The sequence below is a fragment of the Virgibacillus sp. SK37 genome, from assembly GCF_000725285.1.
In the GTDB taxonomy this organism is placed as follows: domain Bacteria; phylum Bacillota; class Bacilli; order Bacillales; family Amphibacillaceae; genus Virgibacillus_Q.
In genome coordinates, this window is sequence record NZ_CP007161.1 from 1,117,225 (window position 1) to 1,132,916 (window position 15,692).

The window sequence follows — 15,692 nt, forward strand, 5'->3', positions numbered from 1 at the left end:
TGTATGGGGAAAATTATCGTTTTAAATGCACACTCTGGCATTTATATATGGTTTTCTTTCTAAGGTTATATAACCACTGACAAAAATAAGTGCAAACCTCCCCTATATCAATTAGAATATAATCACAAGTTTAAAAAACGGAGGTGCTCACCTTTGCACAAAGAAGATAAAAACTATATCGAAATATGGGGAGATAACGTTAAGTTACGAGACTTACTGTTATCCATGGTCTTATGTATTGTTTTTGCGCTCGGTGGATACATCTTGGCGCCTGGAGATGCGCCTCAGCCACTCATACTTGGGCTAATCGGTGGTGTGGTGGGCTTTATTATTAGCAGTATCCTAATTAAGCCTAAACGCCGAATTACCGTTCTCGGAGAGGAGGAAAAATGATGGATACAGCTATTATTATTCAAATGATTCTAGCCAGTATGGGTGGAGCGCTTTTATATACACTGATTGGTATTGCACCAGGTACGGATGAAACAGCAGTGCTCGCACCAGTGACTATTGCACTTGCTTTAGTAGGAGTTAGTCCATATGTTATTTTGGCATTCTTTATTGCAGCGATAGTTGCAAAAAAGCTTACGGACTCCATTCCGGTAGCGGTTGCAGGTATCCCTGGAGGTGTCATGGCAGCACCGATGGTGGAACATGCAATGATTTTGAAACAGCATGGGATGCCTGATGTAAGTATTAAGAAAATGTCCTCCGGTTCTGTCATTGGTACGATCGTGTCCATACCAGCAAGCTTTTTGATTGCTAAACTGATCCTTCCTTATGCAGATACAATAAGCAGCTATGCAGGATTAATTTTTTTCCTTGGTGCTGTATTTCTTGCGTTGATGGCCAAAAATAAATTGGTGTCATTACTCATCATTCTGCCATTCGCCTTGCTAATACAAGGTTTGCGCCACTTATACTGGGGACTGGATATCATTCCGGAGGATTCCACTGTGTTTGTTTCCTTCTTCCTTGGTATTACGATCGGACCAATTGCATTTAGCTTATTTTCGTTATTATGTAAGAAATATCGAAACAGCCTCCCCAGCTTAGGTAACAAGGAAATTACGTTAAAAAAATCAGAAGAAGAAAAAGGGTTCCCTAACCCATTTAAAATACTTACAAATAAAGAATCAGCGACATCTGCACTCGGGAGTTTAATTGGTACAGTAACATTTTTCCTTTCTCCTGTTGGGATGACTGTATTTTTAGGTGAATTTTTGACACGCCATATAAAGGATCCCGTTCAACGAGCATCTAGGGCAATTTCCACAATGGATGGTTTGACAAATGCTTCCTACATCTCGGGTACATTGGTTCCGCTCATTGCAATTGGATTACCGCTCTCCCCAATGGCGATCGGACCGGCGGCTGGATTATTTAATGCTCCACCGGTATTTACACCGGAACATAATATCCATCACATTTTATCCATGGGAGAAATTATGACTGCAACAATAATTGGTGCAGTGATTGCGATTGTCATCACTTTCTACATTACAATAAAGTATGCCAGCCAAATTTGTGCTTTTGTGTTCAGATACATACCACATGAAGCGTTAATTGGACTTTTCGCAGGACTTGTCGTCATGCTCGCATATATGGATGCTGGTTGGATTAATATTTTAGGTACGCTTGTAGTTGCACTAGTATCCGGACTGCTATATAAAAATGGAGTGAATTATGGAGTTATGTTTATGGTTCTTTATGCAGCACCATGGCTCCTTGGATTGTTTATGTAACCAACTACAGATGATAATAGCCGTTGATCTAGGATTGACGGCTTTAGTTATGAGCATTTAATAAATATTACTACATATCTTTTAAAAAAGGAGCGGAAATTATGGATATACACACGTTTATGTTTAGTCTTTGGATATCGATGCCCAGTTGGATAGTGGTTTTGATTTTTATCATTATAAAATCAATTCAAGATAAATCTAAGGGTAACTCGAATGAAAAATGGAAACGGATTATTATAGGTTCTTTAGCAACTGTCCCTTTAACTATTGTAATAATACTCTTTTATACTCTTAAGATACTCTATCCTGATGGAAATACCGTAGCCTTTTCACTCATATTTTATTTTATCAATGTCATTCCCTTAACTTTAATTTATGTAGTAATTCTCTGGTTTATTGAGAAATGTATTGATCAAGTAAAAAAATTAAAAGTTTTAAACTAAACTTTTCTATTATTTTTTAATTATTCTATTAAAAAAACTTTTTAATACTAGAAGTAGACCAGAATCTTAATAATTATATTAACGATCTAATTTATCACCATTTATTAGGTTAATTATGGTAATGAAAATAAAGAAATGCAAAGTTGATGAATCCCTAACGGTAATTGATTTTCTACGGTCAGAGAGCTGAACTAAAATAACCATTGAAACATGCTAAGTATTATTTTCCAAAATAGTTCTGAATCTTCACTCACACTAGTGGAATAATATGTTAATATTAAGCTATGAATTTGATAAATTATTTCGTTGTTTTTGCAGACCTAATTACTTAAAACAAAGAAATCATAGGAATTTAAATGAGTAAAGTTAATATAAATGGAAGGATGTGTATAATGAAGAAATTAATAAAAATGAGTCTATTATTTAGTTTATTAATTATTCTTATCCCCCTTACTGCCTGTACCCAGCAAGAAGCCGAGACGAATTTTCATTTGCTTTTAAAAGGAAATAGTGCGAAATGGGATGTGAATGAGTATGAAGTGAAAATATCACCTAATTACTTTGAAGCGGGTCATGGTGTGTTAAGTATGAAGGGGGAAAAAGAATATTATACAGATTTCTTTCATTTTGATACACATGCGGTAATCAATGAGAAGGATATTACGGTACATACTGGCTCGGTTTCTGGCAAAGAGATAAATATAGCAGAAAAAACAACAGGAATGGTGGAAGGTGGCACCTATCTAAATGAAAAAGGTGAACCAATTACGCTAGAGGATGTTAACAGAATTTATATCGTTGTAAAATGGTGGGATAAGCAAAAAAAGAAAGACGCAGAGGAAACAATTACTTTATATAGTAAAACAAAAGAAGGCAATACAACAACATCATAAAATAGGATAGAAGAAACTAGAATAAGAGTTGGCTAATAAGGAGGGATTTTATGACTACTCCAAAACATATTGTTTCTGCTGCAACCATCGTCTTAAATGAGCATAATGAAATTTTGCTGATTAAAGGGCCGAGACGTGGATGGGAAATGCCTGGCGGACAGGTGGAAGAGGGAGAATCTTTAGAAGAAGCGGCTATCCGAGAGACAAAAGAGGAATCGGGAATTGACGTAGAAATTACAAAATTTTGTGGCATTTATCAAAATGTCAGTAATTCTATATGCAATACCTTATTCCTGGGAAAACCGGTTGGTGGAGTGCCAACAACAAGCCCGGAAAGCTTGGAAGTAGGGTATTTTCCTATAAAAGATGGATTAGAAATGGTAACATGGAAGAATTTCAGGCAGCGTATAGAGAATTGCCTTGATCAGGAGTGCCAGCCTTTTAACATATCATTTTAAGGAGTAAAAAGCAGATATAAAAAGTAGTATGCCGAAATAAGAAGATTTGTAGGTTTTCAATTCGAAACAAAAAGCATATAATAGGATATGGTGAAACTATTACTTATTATATAACACTATGATATGCTTTTAGAGGTAAGAATTTATGTTAAAAGGGAGATGGGGGAGGTTGGACGCGTGAGCATTATAGCAACGTGTTTAAACCTACATACTTTCTGCAAATTTTAGGGGAAAAGGTTGATAAAAATGAGCAACAGAGTAACTGAGACAGAAGTCATTTTAATTGGCGCAGGCATCATGAGTGCTACATTGGGAACCCTTCTGAAAGAGTTAGTACCTGAATGGGAAATCACCGTTTTTGAAAAACTGGATAAAGCGGGCGAAGAGAGCTCCAATGTATGGAATAATGCAGGAACAGGGCACTCTGCATTATGTGAGCTTAACTATACATCCGAAAAACCGGATGGATCAATGGATATTAGTAAAGCGATTAAAGTGAATGAGCAATTTCAGGTTTCAAAACAGTTTTGGGCTTATCTCGTCAACAATAATCTGATTGGTGATCCACAGCAATTTATTATGTCTTTACCACACATGAGTTTAGTGCAGGGAGAAGACAATGTAACTTTTTTAAAGAAACGATTTAAAGCACTATCAAATAATCCTCTATTTGAGGGAATGGAATATTCCGATGATCCAAAGACATTGGTAGAATGGTTACCGCTTATTATGCAGGACCGTCCATCAGACGAGGCAATTGCAGCTACAAAAATGGATACAGGAACAGATGTAAACTTTGGGGCTTTGACGCGGATGTTGTTTGACCATTTACGTAGCAAAAATGTGGAGATCAACTATAAGCATAGTGTAGAAGACGTTAAGCGGACCAGTGACGGTAAATGGGAAGTAAGAGTACACGATATGGAAAATGATAAATTGGAGTTCCATACATCCAAGTTCGTCTTTGTTGGCGGTGGCGGAGGCAGTCTCCATTTATTACAAAAAAGCGGCATACCAGAAGGAAAGCATATTGGTGGCTTCCCGGTAAGTGGTTTATTCATGGTGTGTAATAATCCCGATATTATTGAACAACACAATGCAAAAGTATATGGAAAAGCCAAAGTTGGCGCACCACCAATGTCTGTACCACATTTGGATACGCGTTATATTGATGGTAAGCGTTCATTATTGTTTGGGCCATATGCAGGCTTCTCACCGAAATTCTTAAAAACAGGATCTATGTTTGATTTAGTTACATCTGTAAAACCAAACAACGTTTTCACCATGCTCGCAGCGGGTGCGAAACAGATGCCACTAACCAAATATTTGATTACACAAGTCATGCAATCCAAGGAAAAACGGATGGAAGAGTTACGTGAATTTATCCCTGACGCGCAGAGTAAGGATTGGGATTTAGTCGTTGCAGGTCAGCGTGTCCAAGTAATTAAGGACACTGAAGCGGGCGGCAAAGGGACATTGCAATTTGGTACAGAAGTAATTACTTCAGAAGATGGATCTATTGCAGCATTATTAGGCGCTTCTCCAGGAGCATCTACTGCTGTGCATGTCATGCTGGATGTGCTGAAACGTTGCTATCCACAGCATATAGAGGCATGGGAGCCAAAAATTAAGGAAATGGTTCCTTCTTATGGATTATCATTAATGGATCATCCAGAGCTTCTGAAGGAAATTCACCAAACAACAGCAAAAGCACTTGGCTTAACGGAAAAAGAGGGAAAACAAGCCGTATTGAGCTGATTTGGCACGTCAAAGAAATAGTAAAGAACCTTTCTTCTGTTTGTAGGAGGAAGGTTCTTTTAGATTTTTGATAAAGCTTTTCTGCAGCGGAATCACTGTATTTATTGCTGATAACTGTAGTCTGTGGAGGATATACTTTATTTACTGCTGATTCCTGCAATCTATTGCTGATAGATCTTCTTTACTACTGATTAAGTTTGTCTACGGCGGATAGATCTCTTTTACTGCTGATTAAATTGATCTACGGCGGATTAATTTTTTCTCCTGCCGATTATTTTTACCTGCGGAGGATTAATCTCCTCTACGGCTGAAACACTCAGTTTACTGCGGATAACCTTCACTTACTGCCGATAAACTACTTCAGTTTTTAACCTGGTAAAACTGGTTTTTTTCCATAACATCAACTAATTTTTCCAAGCAAGGGGATGGCTCATGAAAACACTAATTATAGGTTTAGCAAGTATCATACTGGTTGGTTTGATTACAGGAATGTTTGTATATGAAAACAGAGACGAGGTCAAACTCCCTCAATATCAGATAGACACGGAAGAACCTGAAAATAACCCCAACGCAACTACACAAACAGAACCACAACAAGAAGATTTGTGGCCAGTAGATGGAGAGGAGATAAGTTATTCCTTGCAAAATGAAGAGCTACATATTACCTACGACAAGGGAAAAAGCTGGGTTACTGTCCCAGTGGAAAAAGATAAACTGTTTGCAGGAGAATACAATGGAAACAAGCAATCTCTCATTGACACCAGCTATATACTCACAGAGAAGCGGGCTGCTTTTCTTTATGCAGAAGGCGCAAACTGGGAATCCCAAACGGTTGGCATCGTTTATTCTGAGGATCAAGGGAAGACCTGGGAGGAAACCATTGTTACTGACTCCTTTCCAGCTTTAAGATATAGAAAAGTAGACTTTTTAAACGATCAATTTGCTTACGTCATTTTGTCTGGTGGAAGAACCATGTCACAGGAGGGCACACAGCCATACCTTTCCAATGATGGGGGGAAGACCTGGACTCAAACAAATACACCAGAAACAACAAGGCTAGTATCTGACGGAGCGTTTATAAATGAAAAAACCGGATTTCTATCCTATGGAACAATCAATCCCGAACAGCCGGACCTTTATATTACAGAGGATGCGGGGGAATCGTGGGAAATGGCAAGCTTTCAAATGCCAAAAAAATATGAAGCTGTTTTTGTTACAGCAGAAATGCCTGTTAAGGAAGAAGATCATTTAGCCGTATTAGTGAATCAGGGGCCGAATGGAGATTATCTGGGGGGAAAAGTCAAAGGTAAATTTATTTCCAAGGACAATGGAAAGACATGGGAATTTTCTGAGGAGGTGCAGCCAAGTGAAGAACAATAAAGGCAGGAAGGTGTTTGGCTGGTCACTTCTACTTATCGCACTGGGATTTTTTTGTCTGCAAATGGGGAGCTTGTTTGTCCAGGCACGCTTTGATGCTTCCTATATAGATGATCGATTGTTTTATATTTTAAATATGATTATAGTTATTTGTCTTGTGCTTTCCATTTGGCTTTTACTAAAACCAGCGAAAAAAATTACGATCAGTTTAACTATTATTTTTGCGTTGTTTGTAATTGCTAATGGAGTATTGCTTGTGAACAGAATGGAAGACACGAAAAATATTTTAAGCGTTTCACCAAATTGGCAGCACGTGCTCTCCATTAAGCAAGATGTGCAAACAAAGGAAGCTGTATATTATCGTTCGTATTACGGAATTTTAGCGAGGCCAAAGGAACGATTACCTTATGAAATGGACGGAGAATACCAGGTGGAATGGTTAGCCAAGGATGTGGCGGCGTTTACGTACAAAGCAACAGATCAATCCATTCAACAATTTATTGCAACTTATGGAGATCGAGGCAGTGGGACGTCTTACTATTATGTAGGAGGACAAACGCACGGAGTCTGGCAAGCAAAGGATACAAAAGTGATAAATGATCAAGAAGGTATTTCAATCACACATAATGGTGAAACGGAAGTATTTGATTGGGATCATATCGAACAATTCGGAACCCTCGCTATTGTTTTAAAAAGGAATAATGAAGCTACGTGGACAATCGCATTAAAGGAAAATTTTGAGGTGCATTCTGATGCTTCCAGGGAAACGGTAGGCAATATCGCGCTATATAAGGCATCGTTAAAAGAAAGTGAACCAATTTTGCTGAATTATCAAGGTGAAAAAGAATAAGAGTGAAAGATCATCCCTCGAGATGATCTTTTTTTATAGAAATTTAAAGTTATTAATGGAATATTATGTTAATATGAAGGAGTAAATTATACTTTATTTCGAAGTTAGTAATCATATTATTAAGTTTGCCTTTAGGAGAGAGAATGGTTGATATAGTGTATAAAGGCCAGAATCTTACTGGTGAATATGCATCTATCCTTAATGGGTTTATCCATTCCTTTATGATGATTTGTACACTTGTATTCAGTGTTGGTCTTATTGATTTAAGAAAAAATACAAAAAAATAGGAGGTGCCTACATGCCAGCCTGTCAAAACTGTGGAAAAGCATGGACGTGGGTACAAACGGTGAAAACGTTATTTAAATTAACATGCCCCTATTGTGGTGAAAAACAATATGAATCTGCAGCATCTAGAACAAAGAGCAGTGTGTTTATGCTTATACCATTACTTATATTAATAATCAATGTATGGCTACAGCTTTCTTTTGCGATGGTGATACTAACGGCTTTACTATTAGTACTCATCATACTTGCTTGTTATCCATTTATTCTGGAATTATCGAATGAGAAAGAACCCTATTGGTAAGTGCAAGGAAAGATTAAGGTGTTACATTATTCATCCTGATGACCATATGCTAGTCTGCTTCGCGCTTCATTTATCATTCTATTTATAAACAAAGTAGAAAGAAGGAGACGTATGTTGAAGAGGGGAAAAAGAAAATATCATCTGCCTTTTTGCACAATTTTTTATCTGATAATTTTTATTTTTACATTATTTCAACTACCCGGTATTAGCCATGCTTGCTCGTGTCTGGAACCCGGTGCCCCTAAAGAAGAATTTAAGCACAGTTCCGCAGTTTTCACTGGGAAAGTAATAGAACGAATAGATAAAAACGAAAATAATCTAATTCAATCCTCAGCAGATCAAATTGCTGTAGTTTTTAAAGTGGATAAGACGTGGAAAGGAATAAATGAAACGGAAGTTATTGTTTATACAGAGAGAGATTCGGCAAGTTGTGGATTTGAATTTAAACTAAACAATTCGTATCTAGTATATGCAACGAAAAAGGATAATAAGCTTCATGTCAGCTTATGTTCCAGAACTACCACCTTAACAGAAGCCGCACAGGATTTTACAGAACTAGGAGATGGAAAGAAGCCAACCAACCAAGTATCTGTCAATGGGAACGATGAATCTAATGAGAGTACTAATCTAGGGTTTTTTATTTATTTGGCAATAATGTTCTTGTTGCTGGGTGGCGGGTACAGGATGGTATTAAAATATAGGAGAAATTATTATAGCTGAAAAAGGAAGGGATAAGTTGTACAAAAGATTAAGAACATTTTTGTTTGGAATGTTAGGCGTATTTGTAGGTATGATCGCTTCGGATATAATTCAAACTGGTGAAATAAATTGGAATAACATTGGCTTATTTATTACGCTTATATTTCTTATATTGCTTTTTATATTGGGAATAAGTTTGTATAAGAAAAAGGATGAAAATTAGTGGTGGACTTCTATGCCATATCATGAATTAAGTAATTGCGGGAACTGAAAAGGAGGATTAATTATCCATAAACTATGTAAGGTAATAATGCTACTAGCTGCAATTTTTCTGGTGTCTTGTCAAACACATGCTAAAAACATAGAAGAACCTTATGAGGGAGCATCATTAGAATTGGCAGTGGTCGGCGAAGAACCTGATGTGAGAGAAAAACAGATAAAATTTAGTGAATTATCGTTAGAAGAACTCTATAACACTCCATCTGGTAAATACGATGCAGTGTTTATTATGAAGGATCATTTAACAGAAGCGTCCAAAGAAAAATATATTGAAATGTACAGAGATAAAGAAATGCCATTCTTTTTTGTAGAATCAAAAGCAAGTCATGTTCCTTTTATAAAAATGGAGAATCCGGAATCTTACGAGCAAACAGCTGAAAAAATTGACGATACACAAAATTTTATCTCTGGAATTTTGTATGTAGGCGGAGAGAAAGAATACCGTAGTTGGAAATTTTCCTACCCTATCCAGGATAGTGAAATTATACGAGATAATGTTCAAGGAATATATAGTGCTGCATTCAAAGTTATTGATGGTTTGAAGTAGGAATCTATAATAACTGCTAAATTTATTGTGAAAATAGCTATGAATTATGGTAGGTTTTTTAAGTCCTACTGTGCCGCAAACGGGCCAGATTGTTGAATTTTAATTTAGTTAAAAGGGAGAGGTTATCAGGGTGGAAATAGACTTTTTTTGGATAGGAATAGGGTTAATTGGAGGGTTAGTGGGATTAGGATAATTTTAGGAGATGGATTAAAAAACTTCCAAAATCCAAAAGCCAGTTCTTCAGGTTATCCTACATTAATTAAAGAAAAAGATATGCATATTTATTTAGGTCTAAGTAAAGAAGAATTAAATGAATTGTTAAACAAATATACAAATGCGCCGAAGATTGAACTTAAAGGTACTACCTACTATCCGTACCAACAATTTATAGAGTGGGGATCTTCTAATGATATTTATGAAAATTAACTTTTTCAAAAAAGCGCAATTCTGAATTAAGAGTGATACCGTTAAAGGGCCAGATCGTATGGTAAATATTTTGCTAATCAGAAGAAAAAGGGAGTGGATTTGATAAATCCTTCTATCTTGGCTGCATTACTTGTAATCTTTATAGGTGCTTTTAGTTATAAATCTAAAAAGAAAAAAGATTAAGCAGGCGCTAGTTGTCGCATAAGGTTTGTGCTAGAATTGGCCATTATGTTAGGGAATGACACATCAAATCCTAAATGTGTATTAGATTTAGTGGCAAAAGACTTAAGACAAGGAGAGGATACTATGGCGAAAAAGATACATATTTACAACATCACAGTATCAACTGGAGAGCAGTTTAAAAATGTACGAATTGAGGGAGAAATTAGCAGAAAATACTCAGGTATTGCAACGGATTTTATTCCTGTAGAAAACGAAAATGGTCAAACAGTAGAATTAACGAAATATCAAATTGTTAAAGCTGAATTGGTTGATGTTGAAGAATAAAAGTTCTGCTTCAATCGGGCGCGATAATCTAATAAGGTTTGGAACATTAACACAATATAAAGGCCGTTTAATTCAATTACAATTGGAGTTGAAAAGTATATTTGGTATATCTATATTATAAAGAAAGAGGTGTAAAAAAGTGTCAGAAAAACCAAAGTAGTTCCAACTGAAAAGATGAAAGAAATGAGTATAGAAGTAGGAAAAGCACTTGGAGATGCAATAAGAAAGCACCCTAAAGAATCATTAGGTATTGGTTTGGCTTTAGGTGGTCTTTATATCCTAAAAGATAAAAAAATTAAACTCAAGATTAAGAGACGGGATTTAGATATTGAATTTGAGACGGAATAACGTGTTTTAAAGACATTGACCTGGAGCATGATAGTACTCCGCAATTGGGCGCACTTGCGGAGTAAAGGACAGCAATGTGTTTCCCATATTAGGGAATATATTGTTTAGAAGACTGAAATTATCGGAAGGTGATGCACTATCGAAGAAGAAAAGAATGGAAGCGTAATACTTTTAACAATTGGTTGGCTATCAGCATTGTTATCATTCGGCTTTTTTCCTGTTTTTCTTGGACCTTTCGCTATTTGTATAGGCGTTGTCTTAAGGAAAGATTATGAGTTAGATAGAAAAGGTTTAACCTTGATTGTGATGGGAATTTTTGGTCTGATTGTGGGTATGATGATAGGTTTTTTATTGCCCGTATAATTTATAAGCATCTATTGTTGTAGTGACGATATACCATAAAAGGGCGCACTTCCGGAATAAAGTGTTGTGTCCAAATTGCCTTTGTAGGGCCATATTCTATAAGAAACAATTCAACTTAATAATTTAAAGGTGCAGATAATGCGGTTATATCTGTAAACGATGCTGTTTACAAAAGAATAAGTATAATAGAGATAAATGATAAAATAACAATTGGTTATGAATTTTTCGATTTAATACTTTAGGGGGAAGCAGATAATGCGGTTTATTGTAAATAAATTATTATTAATTGGGTCATTAGGAATAATGATAGGTGCTTGTTCTACAGCAACTGATACAGAAGGAAGGTCAGAAAACACACCAGAAGAGTCCACAGTAGAAGCTGTAAATGAAACTAAAGAACCTGAAGAAAGGAGTATTGTTGCCAATGAAATTACAAAAATCTTCTATCCAGAAGTAACTAAATTAAGAAGTCTTACCGAAAAGGATCTTGAGTGGTACGATATTATTATGACAAGATTAAATGCTATAGATGATTACTCTGGTGATCGGGAGACTGTGTATGAGATAGCTGAAGAACATAACGAAGATCCTGAAGATCTGTGGTTTAGATGGTTAGAGATAGTTGACGCAAAATGGCACGGAGAAATAGGGGATTATGCTGTTTTGGGGGAGGATCTTGACAAATTATTCAGCGAAATTATTGAGAAAAACATCGTTGGAGAAAACGTAGAACGGATTGGCGGTCAGTATAAATTACCCGACGATGAAGAAAATTTAACTACCTCTGGAAATTGGAACTTAGACGTAGATGGGGAATCTTATGAAATTGGTTTCGTAATTGAACATAAAGATGATTTTAATATTGCTGAGTTAATTGAATTAAGTATTGACGGGGAAAATATAGATTTTTAGTTTAGTTATGTTCCTGGTAACTATTTCGATGCTTTAAAAACTAATTCCTTCTATCGCTTAATTAATAAAAATCTCTCAACAAACGGGTGCGATTATAGAAAACGAATATCTAAAGCATATCCCTTACCGTATCGATATTTCACATCATATGTTGTATAATAAGCATAAGATTTATTTAAAATATTTCCTCGGGGGAGGAATTTATAATGAAGAAGATTGAAGGTCAAATGGCAGAAGTAATGAAGGAAATTATCTCCGATGATAACTCAGTTGTAGAAATTGAAGGGAAGAAATATTACCTTTCTTTAATTGAAAAACCTGAATCAACGGTCGCTGAAGATGTAGAGCTGACCCAGAATTAAAACAAAAATTGCTTCAAGCCAAAATGGATATTTTGCACGGAAAAAGTTACACAACTGAGGAAGTAGTTGAAATGATTAATCAGGGAGAACTATAAATGGAATTGAAATGGACTGAGCAAGCGTTAGAAGGTTTTCGCAATATACGCAGCCAACATTATATAATAAGAGCAAAGCTTAATGGAGGCTGGGATACTTATACCAAGTAAAAGACTTTTTCTTGAATATTTTTGAGCAAACATTTTTTCAGTTGTTCCGAGAATGAATAGTAGACAACGAATTTATACAAGCTTATTTTCTACCTTCTGTACACATTTAAGGAAAATAATCCCTCAAAGGCCAGACAAACCACATGAGGGATTATTTTTTATTTTTATCGGACATGATAAACGCTATCAACAGTTATATCCATAGGCGCCACCTCCCTCCTTCCAAAGTTCCGGAGAAGGTTATTGCTGCACCACCCCTCATGCGAAGTCAGTCTATTTAAGCCTATTATAACATATCGTTAACATACTATTGCGAATTTAATTAAATAGACAAAATAAAATCCTGGGTTGTTATCTTAGCAATAATTATACTGTAATCGAGGTCCATTCTTGAACAAGAGAGGCTGCGTTATGCTGAAAAACGTATGACATTAATACTTTTATCTGGGTTATCTATGTCGGTATTTTATTTGTTAATGGAGTCTTTTCCATTCAGCTTTCCGTTTGATGCATTCTCTTTTTTGGACTAGTGTGTGGAATGTCATATGGTTTATTTGCTTTACCAATCCAATTATTTTTGAATAAATACCTCGATTCCCTTAAGCTCAGTTCTATGTCATAGAAAATCATGTTAAAATAACGACTATTAAAGCTTTTATTTGATCAGTAAAAGGAGTGCACAATGGGTATTAATTTTATAAAGTTAACACATCCATCTTCAGAAATTGTAGATGTTTTTAATCGTTGGGAAAATGATCCTGATTTAGTTTACTTAACTCGGCCAAACCAAGATCAATCAGAATTAGACCGTCAAGAACTCCTTACGTTAAAAGCTTTGGAAAATCGTTTACAACATCAATATATTTATCTTATATACAATAATGACTATTTGATTGGCGAAATGAATTATATGATTGATCCAAGCCATCTTTATAAGAAGGTTCCTGGAACTGCATGGTTAGGAATAACGATAGGTGAGTCGGATGGTCGGGGGAAGGGCATCGGCTATACAGCGATTCAATATTTGGAAAAACAGATGAAGGCACAAGGGCTTAAACGTATTGAATTAGGTGTGTTTGAATTTAACACAGCAGGTCAGAAATTGTATCGGAGGCTTGGTTATAAGGAAATTGGGGTTCTAAAAGATTTTACCTATTATCAAGGGCGTATGTGGTCAGATATCCGAATGGAAAAATATTTATAATAAACATTTTCCACCATTGGTCGCAGTTGTTGAATACGGATTGTTCCTCAATAGGGCCTTTTTGTGGGAATTCTAATGAAGATAAAAGTACGGAGGGGTAGCTTTGTTACAGGAATTCTTTTTTAGTTTAATTATTACTTTTTTTATAGTTTTAATTTTAAGTTACATAGGTCAAAGATTAATTGTAAATAGAACTAGACTCGATAAAAAAACTTTTCTTGTGGTGGTAATACAAAGTTTAGTTATCACTTTATTATTAACTTACATTGTTTAAAACAATGAACATGATATAGAGCGGGTAAGTGCAAAAAGTTATTTTAATAATACGATTTTAGGTCAGATGGCTTGTAAGCAGTAAAAAGTAAGGAGCTATGTGTGATGATTAAAGGAATATATGAGCTTGTTAGTGAAGAACAGTTAAAAAAATATGCAGAGCTAGCTGTACATGCTGGTGTAAATGTGCAGAAGAATCAATTAGTCATTATTCATAGTGACATAAAAAATGCCCCTTTTGTACATCTTATTCAAAAGGCAGCCTATAAGGCAGGGGCTTCGAATGTAGTGGTGGATTGGTCAGATGAACAGTCTGCCAAAGAATTTTATCTACATGCAGCAGACGATGCCATCGACCATATTCCTGAATGGCAGGCTGCTCGCTATAAGGAATGGGACGATGCTGGGGCTGCTTACATCCATATTATTTCTGAAAGCCTAGATGTCTTTAAGGATGCCTCCACAGAAAGAATAAGTCGCTTCCAAAAGTCCTCACGTTCGAAGCTGAAAGACCATCACGCAAAGATTAGATCTCACAAGGTACGCTGGTGTCTTCTTACCGTGCCTTATCTCCAATGGGCAACGAAAGTATTTCCTGACTTACGTAAAGAAGAAGCTCTGCAATCCTTATGGCAAGTCATCTTGCAGGGAGCTCGTACAGACGGAGAAAATCCAATAAAAGACTGGACAAATCATGACGAAGCTTTTGAGTCCCGGAAAAAGTTTCTAAATGATAAGCAGTTTGAAGCCTTGCATTTCAAAAATAGTCTAGGAACTGATTTATTAATCGGCATGCCTAAAAATCATTGCTTTATCGGTGGGGCTGTTATAGATGAAAAAGGGACCCCTTTCTTTCCAAACATACCTACGGAAGAAATATTTTCTGCACCCCATAAAAATAAGGTGAATGGCAAGCTAGTAGGCACGAAACCACTTATCTATGAGGGAACAGTGATTGATGATTTTTACCTGATTTTTAAAGATGGAAGGATTACCGACTATAATGCCACAAAGGGACAAGAGGTGTTACAGAATCTCATTGAAACAGACGAAGGTTCACATTATCTAGGTGAAATTGCTTTAGTCTCTAATAAATCTCCACTTGGCAAGGCAGATACTCTTTTCTACAATACCTTGTTCGATGAAAATACAGCCTGCCATATAGGAATTGGCAACGCCTCCCCATCCAATCTTCAAAATGGCAATAACCTATCAGTGAAAGAGTTGAAGGAAGCAGGACTTAATACTTCACTCCTGTTAGTCAATGTGACCTTTGGCAGCGAAGATATGATAGTAACGGGGATTCAAGAAGATGGGACTGAAATCCTGCTAATGCAAGATGGTGATTTTCAAATAGCATCTAGCAAAAGAGCGGCCGATGAAGGTGGCAATGGAATGAAAAATCAAAAATAGGGAATAGATTAACTACACTCATATTTTAACAGCAACGAAGGTT

19 protein-coding genes are annotated in these 15,692 nt (G+C 36.1%); all 19 read left to right on the forward strand.

Annotated features, from left to right (window positions below; all coding sequences use genetic code 11):
* Positions 1-153: 153 nt before the first annotated feature.
* The 19 genes from X953_RS05585 to X953_RS05670 all read left to right on the forward strand — a co-directional run bounded on the left by X953_RS05585 (position 154) and on the right by X953_RS05670 (position 15,649).
* Entirely contained in the window at positions 154-393 is a 240-nt protein-coding gene (locus X953_RS05585) for a hypothetical protein (protein WP_040954713.1), read from the forward strand.
* The gene (locus tag X953_RS05590; protein WP_040954714.1) at positions 393-1,745 is read left to right on the forward strand and encodes a tripartite tricarboxylate transporter permease; all 1,353 of its coding nucleotides are present in this window, start codon (positions 393-395) and stop codon (positions 1,743-1,745) included. Before X953_RS05585 ends, X953_RS05590 begins: the two co-directional genes overlap by 1 nt.
* Positions 1,746-2,580: 835 nt before the next feature.
* Positions 2,581-3,081, forward strand: coding sequence for a hypothetical protein (locus X953_RS05600; protein WP_040954716.1), 501 nt, complete (start codon positions 2,581-2,583; stop codon positions 3,079-3,081).
* A 50-nt stretch (positions 3,082-3,131) separates the two neighbouring features.
* Entirely contained in the window at positions 3,132-3,539 is a 408-nt protein-coding gene (locus X953_RS05605; RefSeq protein WP_040954717.1) for an NUDIX hydrolase, read from the forward strand.
* Between the two features lie 246 nt (positions 3,540-3,785).
* Complete coding sequence (locus X953_RS05610) at positions 3,786-5,297, forward strand: malate:quinone oxidoreductase (protein ID WP_040956985.1); 1,512 nt, start codon at positions 3,786-3,788, stop codon at positions 5,295-5,297.
* A gap of 432 nt (positions 5,298-5,729) precedes the next feature.
* Positions 5,730-6,677 carry a sialidase family protein gene (locus X953_RS05615; protein WP_040954718.1) on the forward strand — a complete coding sequence of 316 codons (948 nt, stop codon included), beginning with the start codon at positions 5,730-5,732 and terminating at the stop codon, positions 6,675-6,677.
* The gene (locus X953_RS05620) at positions 6,664-7,524 is read left to right on the forward strand and encodes a hypothetical protein (protein ID WP_040954719.1); all 861 of its coding nucleotides are present in this window, start codon (positions 6,664-6,666) and stop codon (positions 7,522-7,524) included. The genes X953_RS05615 and X953_RS05620 overlap by 14 nt, the downstream gene beginning before the upstream one ends.
* A 143-nt stretch (positions 7,525-7,667) precedes the next feature.
* Entirely contained in the window at positions 7,668-7,811 is a 144-nt protein-coding gene (locus tag X953_RS05625; RefSeq protein ID WP_232217774.1) for a hypothetical protein, read from the forward strand.
* A gap of 11 nt (positions 7,812-7,822) precedes the next feature.
* Positions 7,823-8,110 (forward strand): TIGR04104 family putative zinc finger protein, encoded by a 288-nt coding sequence (locus X953_RS05630; RefSeq protein ID WP_040954720.1) that lies wholly within the window; start codon positions 7,823-7,825, stop codon positions 8,108-8,110.
* 111 nt (positions 8,111-8,221) lie between these two features.
* Positions 8,222-8,830, forward strand: coding sequence for a hypothetical protein (locus X953_RS05635; RefSeq protein ID WP_040954721.1), 609 nt, complete (start codon positions 8,222-8,224; stop codon positions 8,828-8,830).
* 16 nt (positions 8,831-8,846) lie between these two features.
* Entirely contained in the window at positions 8,847-9,032 is a 186-nt protein-coding gene (locus tag X953_RS05640; RefSeq protein ID WP_040954722.1) for a hypothetical protein, read from the forward strand.
* Positions 9,033-9,203: 171 nt separating this feature from the next.
* Positions 9,204-9,635 (forward strand): hypothetical protein, encoded by a 432-nt coding sequence (locus tag X953_RS05645; protein ID WP_156958449.1) that lies wholly within the window; start codon positions 9,204-9,206, stop codon positions 9,633-9,635.
* Between the two features lie 147 nt (positions 9,636-9,782).
* Positions 9,783-10,061, forward strand: a complete 279-nt coding sequence (locus X953_RS05650; RefSeq protein ID WP_232217775.1) for a DNA-binding protein — start codon at positions 9,783-9,785, stop codon at positions 10,059-10,061.
* Between the two features lie 306 nt (positions 10,062-10,367).
* Complete coding sequence (locus X953_RS05655; protein ID WP_040954724.1) at positions 10,368-10,568, forward strand: hypothetical protein; 201 nt, start codon at positions 10,368-10,370, stop codon at positions 10,566-10,568.
* A 183-nt stretch (positions 10,569-10,751) separates the two neighbouring features.
* Positions 10,752-10,916: a hypothetical protein gene (locus X953_RS19730; protein WP_156958450.1), complete on the forward strand. Its 165-nt coding sequence runs from the start codon at positions 10,752-10,754 to the stop codon at positions 10,914-10,916.
* Positions 10,917-11,534: 618 nt separating this feature from the next.
* Positions 11,535-12,191: a hypothetical protein gene (locus X953_RS05660; RefSeq protein ID WP_040954725.1), complete on the forward strand. Its 657-nt coding sequence runs from the start codon at positions 11,535-11,537 to the stop codon at positions 12,189-12,191.
* 206 nt (positions 12,192-12,397) lie between these two features.
* Complete coding sequence (locus X953_RS19735; RefSeq protein WP_156958451.1) at positions 12,398-12,553, forward strand: hypothetical protein; 156 nt, start codon at positions 12,398-12,400, stop codon at positions 12,551-12,553.
* Between the two features lie 888 nt (positions 12,554-13,441).
* Complete coding sequence (locus X953_RS05665) at positions 13,442-13,963, forward strand: GNAT family N-acetyltransferase (RefSeq protein ID WP_040954726.1); 522 nt, start codon at positions 13,442-13,444, stop codon at positions 13,961-13,963.
* A gap of 378 nt (positions 13,964-14,341) precedes the next feature.
* Positions 14,342-15,649 carry an aminopeptidase gene (locus X953_RS05670; protein ID WP_052350052.1) on the forward strand — a complete coding sequence of 436 codons (1,308 nt, stop codon included), beginning with the start codon at positions 14,342-14,344 and terminating at the stop codon, positions 15,647-15,649.
* Positions 15,650-15,692 lie beyond the last annotated feature (43 nt).

Coding starts and splice junctions, on each gene's coding strand:
- X953_RS19730 (WP_156958450.1), top strand. CDS start 10,752: ATGAGTATAGAAGTAGGAAAAGCACTTGGAGATGCAATAAGAAAGCAC.
- X953_RS05655 (WP_040954724.1), top strand. CDS start 10,368: ATGGCGAAAAAGATACATATTTACAACATCACAGTATCAACTGGAGAG.
- X953_RS05625 (WP_232217774.1), top strand. CDS start 7,668: ATGGTTGATATAGTGTATAAAGGCCAGAATCTTACTGGTGAATATGCA.
- X953_RS05605 (WP_040954717.1), top strand. CDS start 3,132: ATGACTACTCCAAAACATATTGTTTCTGCTGCAACCATCGTCTTAAAT.
- X953_RS05615 (WP_040954718.1), top strand. CDS start 5,730: ATGAAAACACTAATTATAGGTTTAGCAAGTATCATACTGGTTGGTTTG.
- X953_RS05665 (WP_040954726.1), top strand. CDS start 13,442: ATGGGTATTAATTTTATAAAGTTAACACATCCATCTTCAGAAATTGTA.
- X953_RS05660 (WP_040954725.1), top strand. CDS start 11,535: ATGCGGTTTATTGTAAATAAATTATTATTAATTGGGTCATTAGGAATA.
- X953_RS05635 (WP_040954721.1), top strand. CDS start 8,222: ATGTTGAAGAGGGGAAAAAGAAAATATCATCTGCCTTTTTGCACAATT.
- X953_RS05600 (WP_040954716.1), top strand. CDS start 2,581: ATGAAGAAATTAATAAAAATGAGTCTATTATTTAGTTTATTAATTATT.
- X953_RS05670 (WP_052350052.1), top strand. CDS start 14,342: ATGATTAAAGGAATATATGAGCTTGTTAGTGAAGAACAGTTAAAAAAA.
- X953_RS05630 (WP_040954720.1), top strand. CDS start 7,823: ATGCCAGCCTGTCAAAACTGTGGAAAAGCATGGACGTGGGTACAAACG.
- X953_RS05590 (WP_040954714.1), top strand. CDS start 393: ATGGATACAGCTATTATTATTCAAATGATTCTAGCCAGTATGGGTGGA.
- X953_RS05610 (WP_040956985.1), top strand. CDS start 3,786: ATGAGCAACAGAGTAACTGAGACAGAAGTCATTTTAATTGGCGCAGGC.
- X953_RS19735 (WP_156958451.1), top strand. CDS start 12,398: ATGAAGAAGATTGAAGGTCAAATGGCAGAAGTAATGAAGGAAATTATC.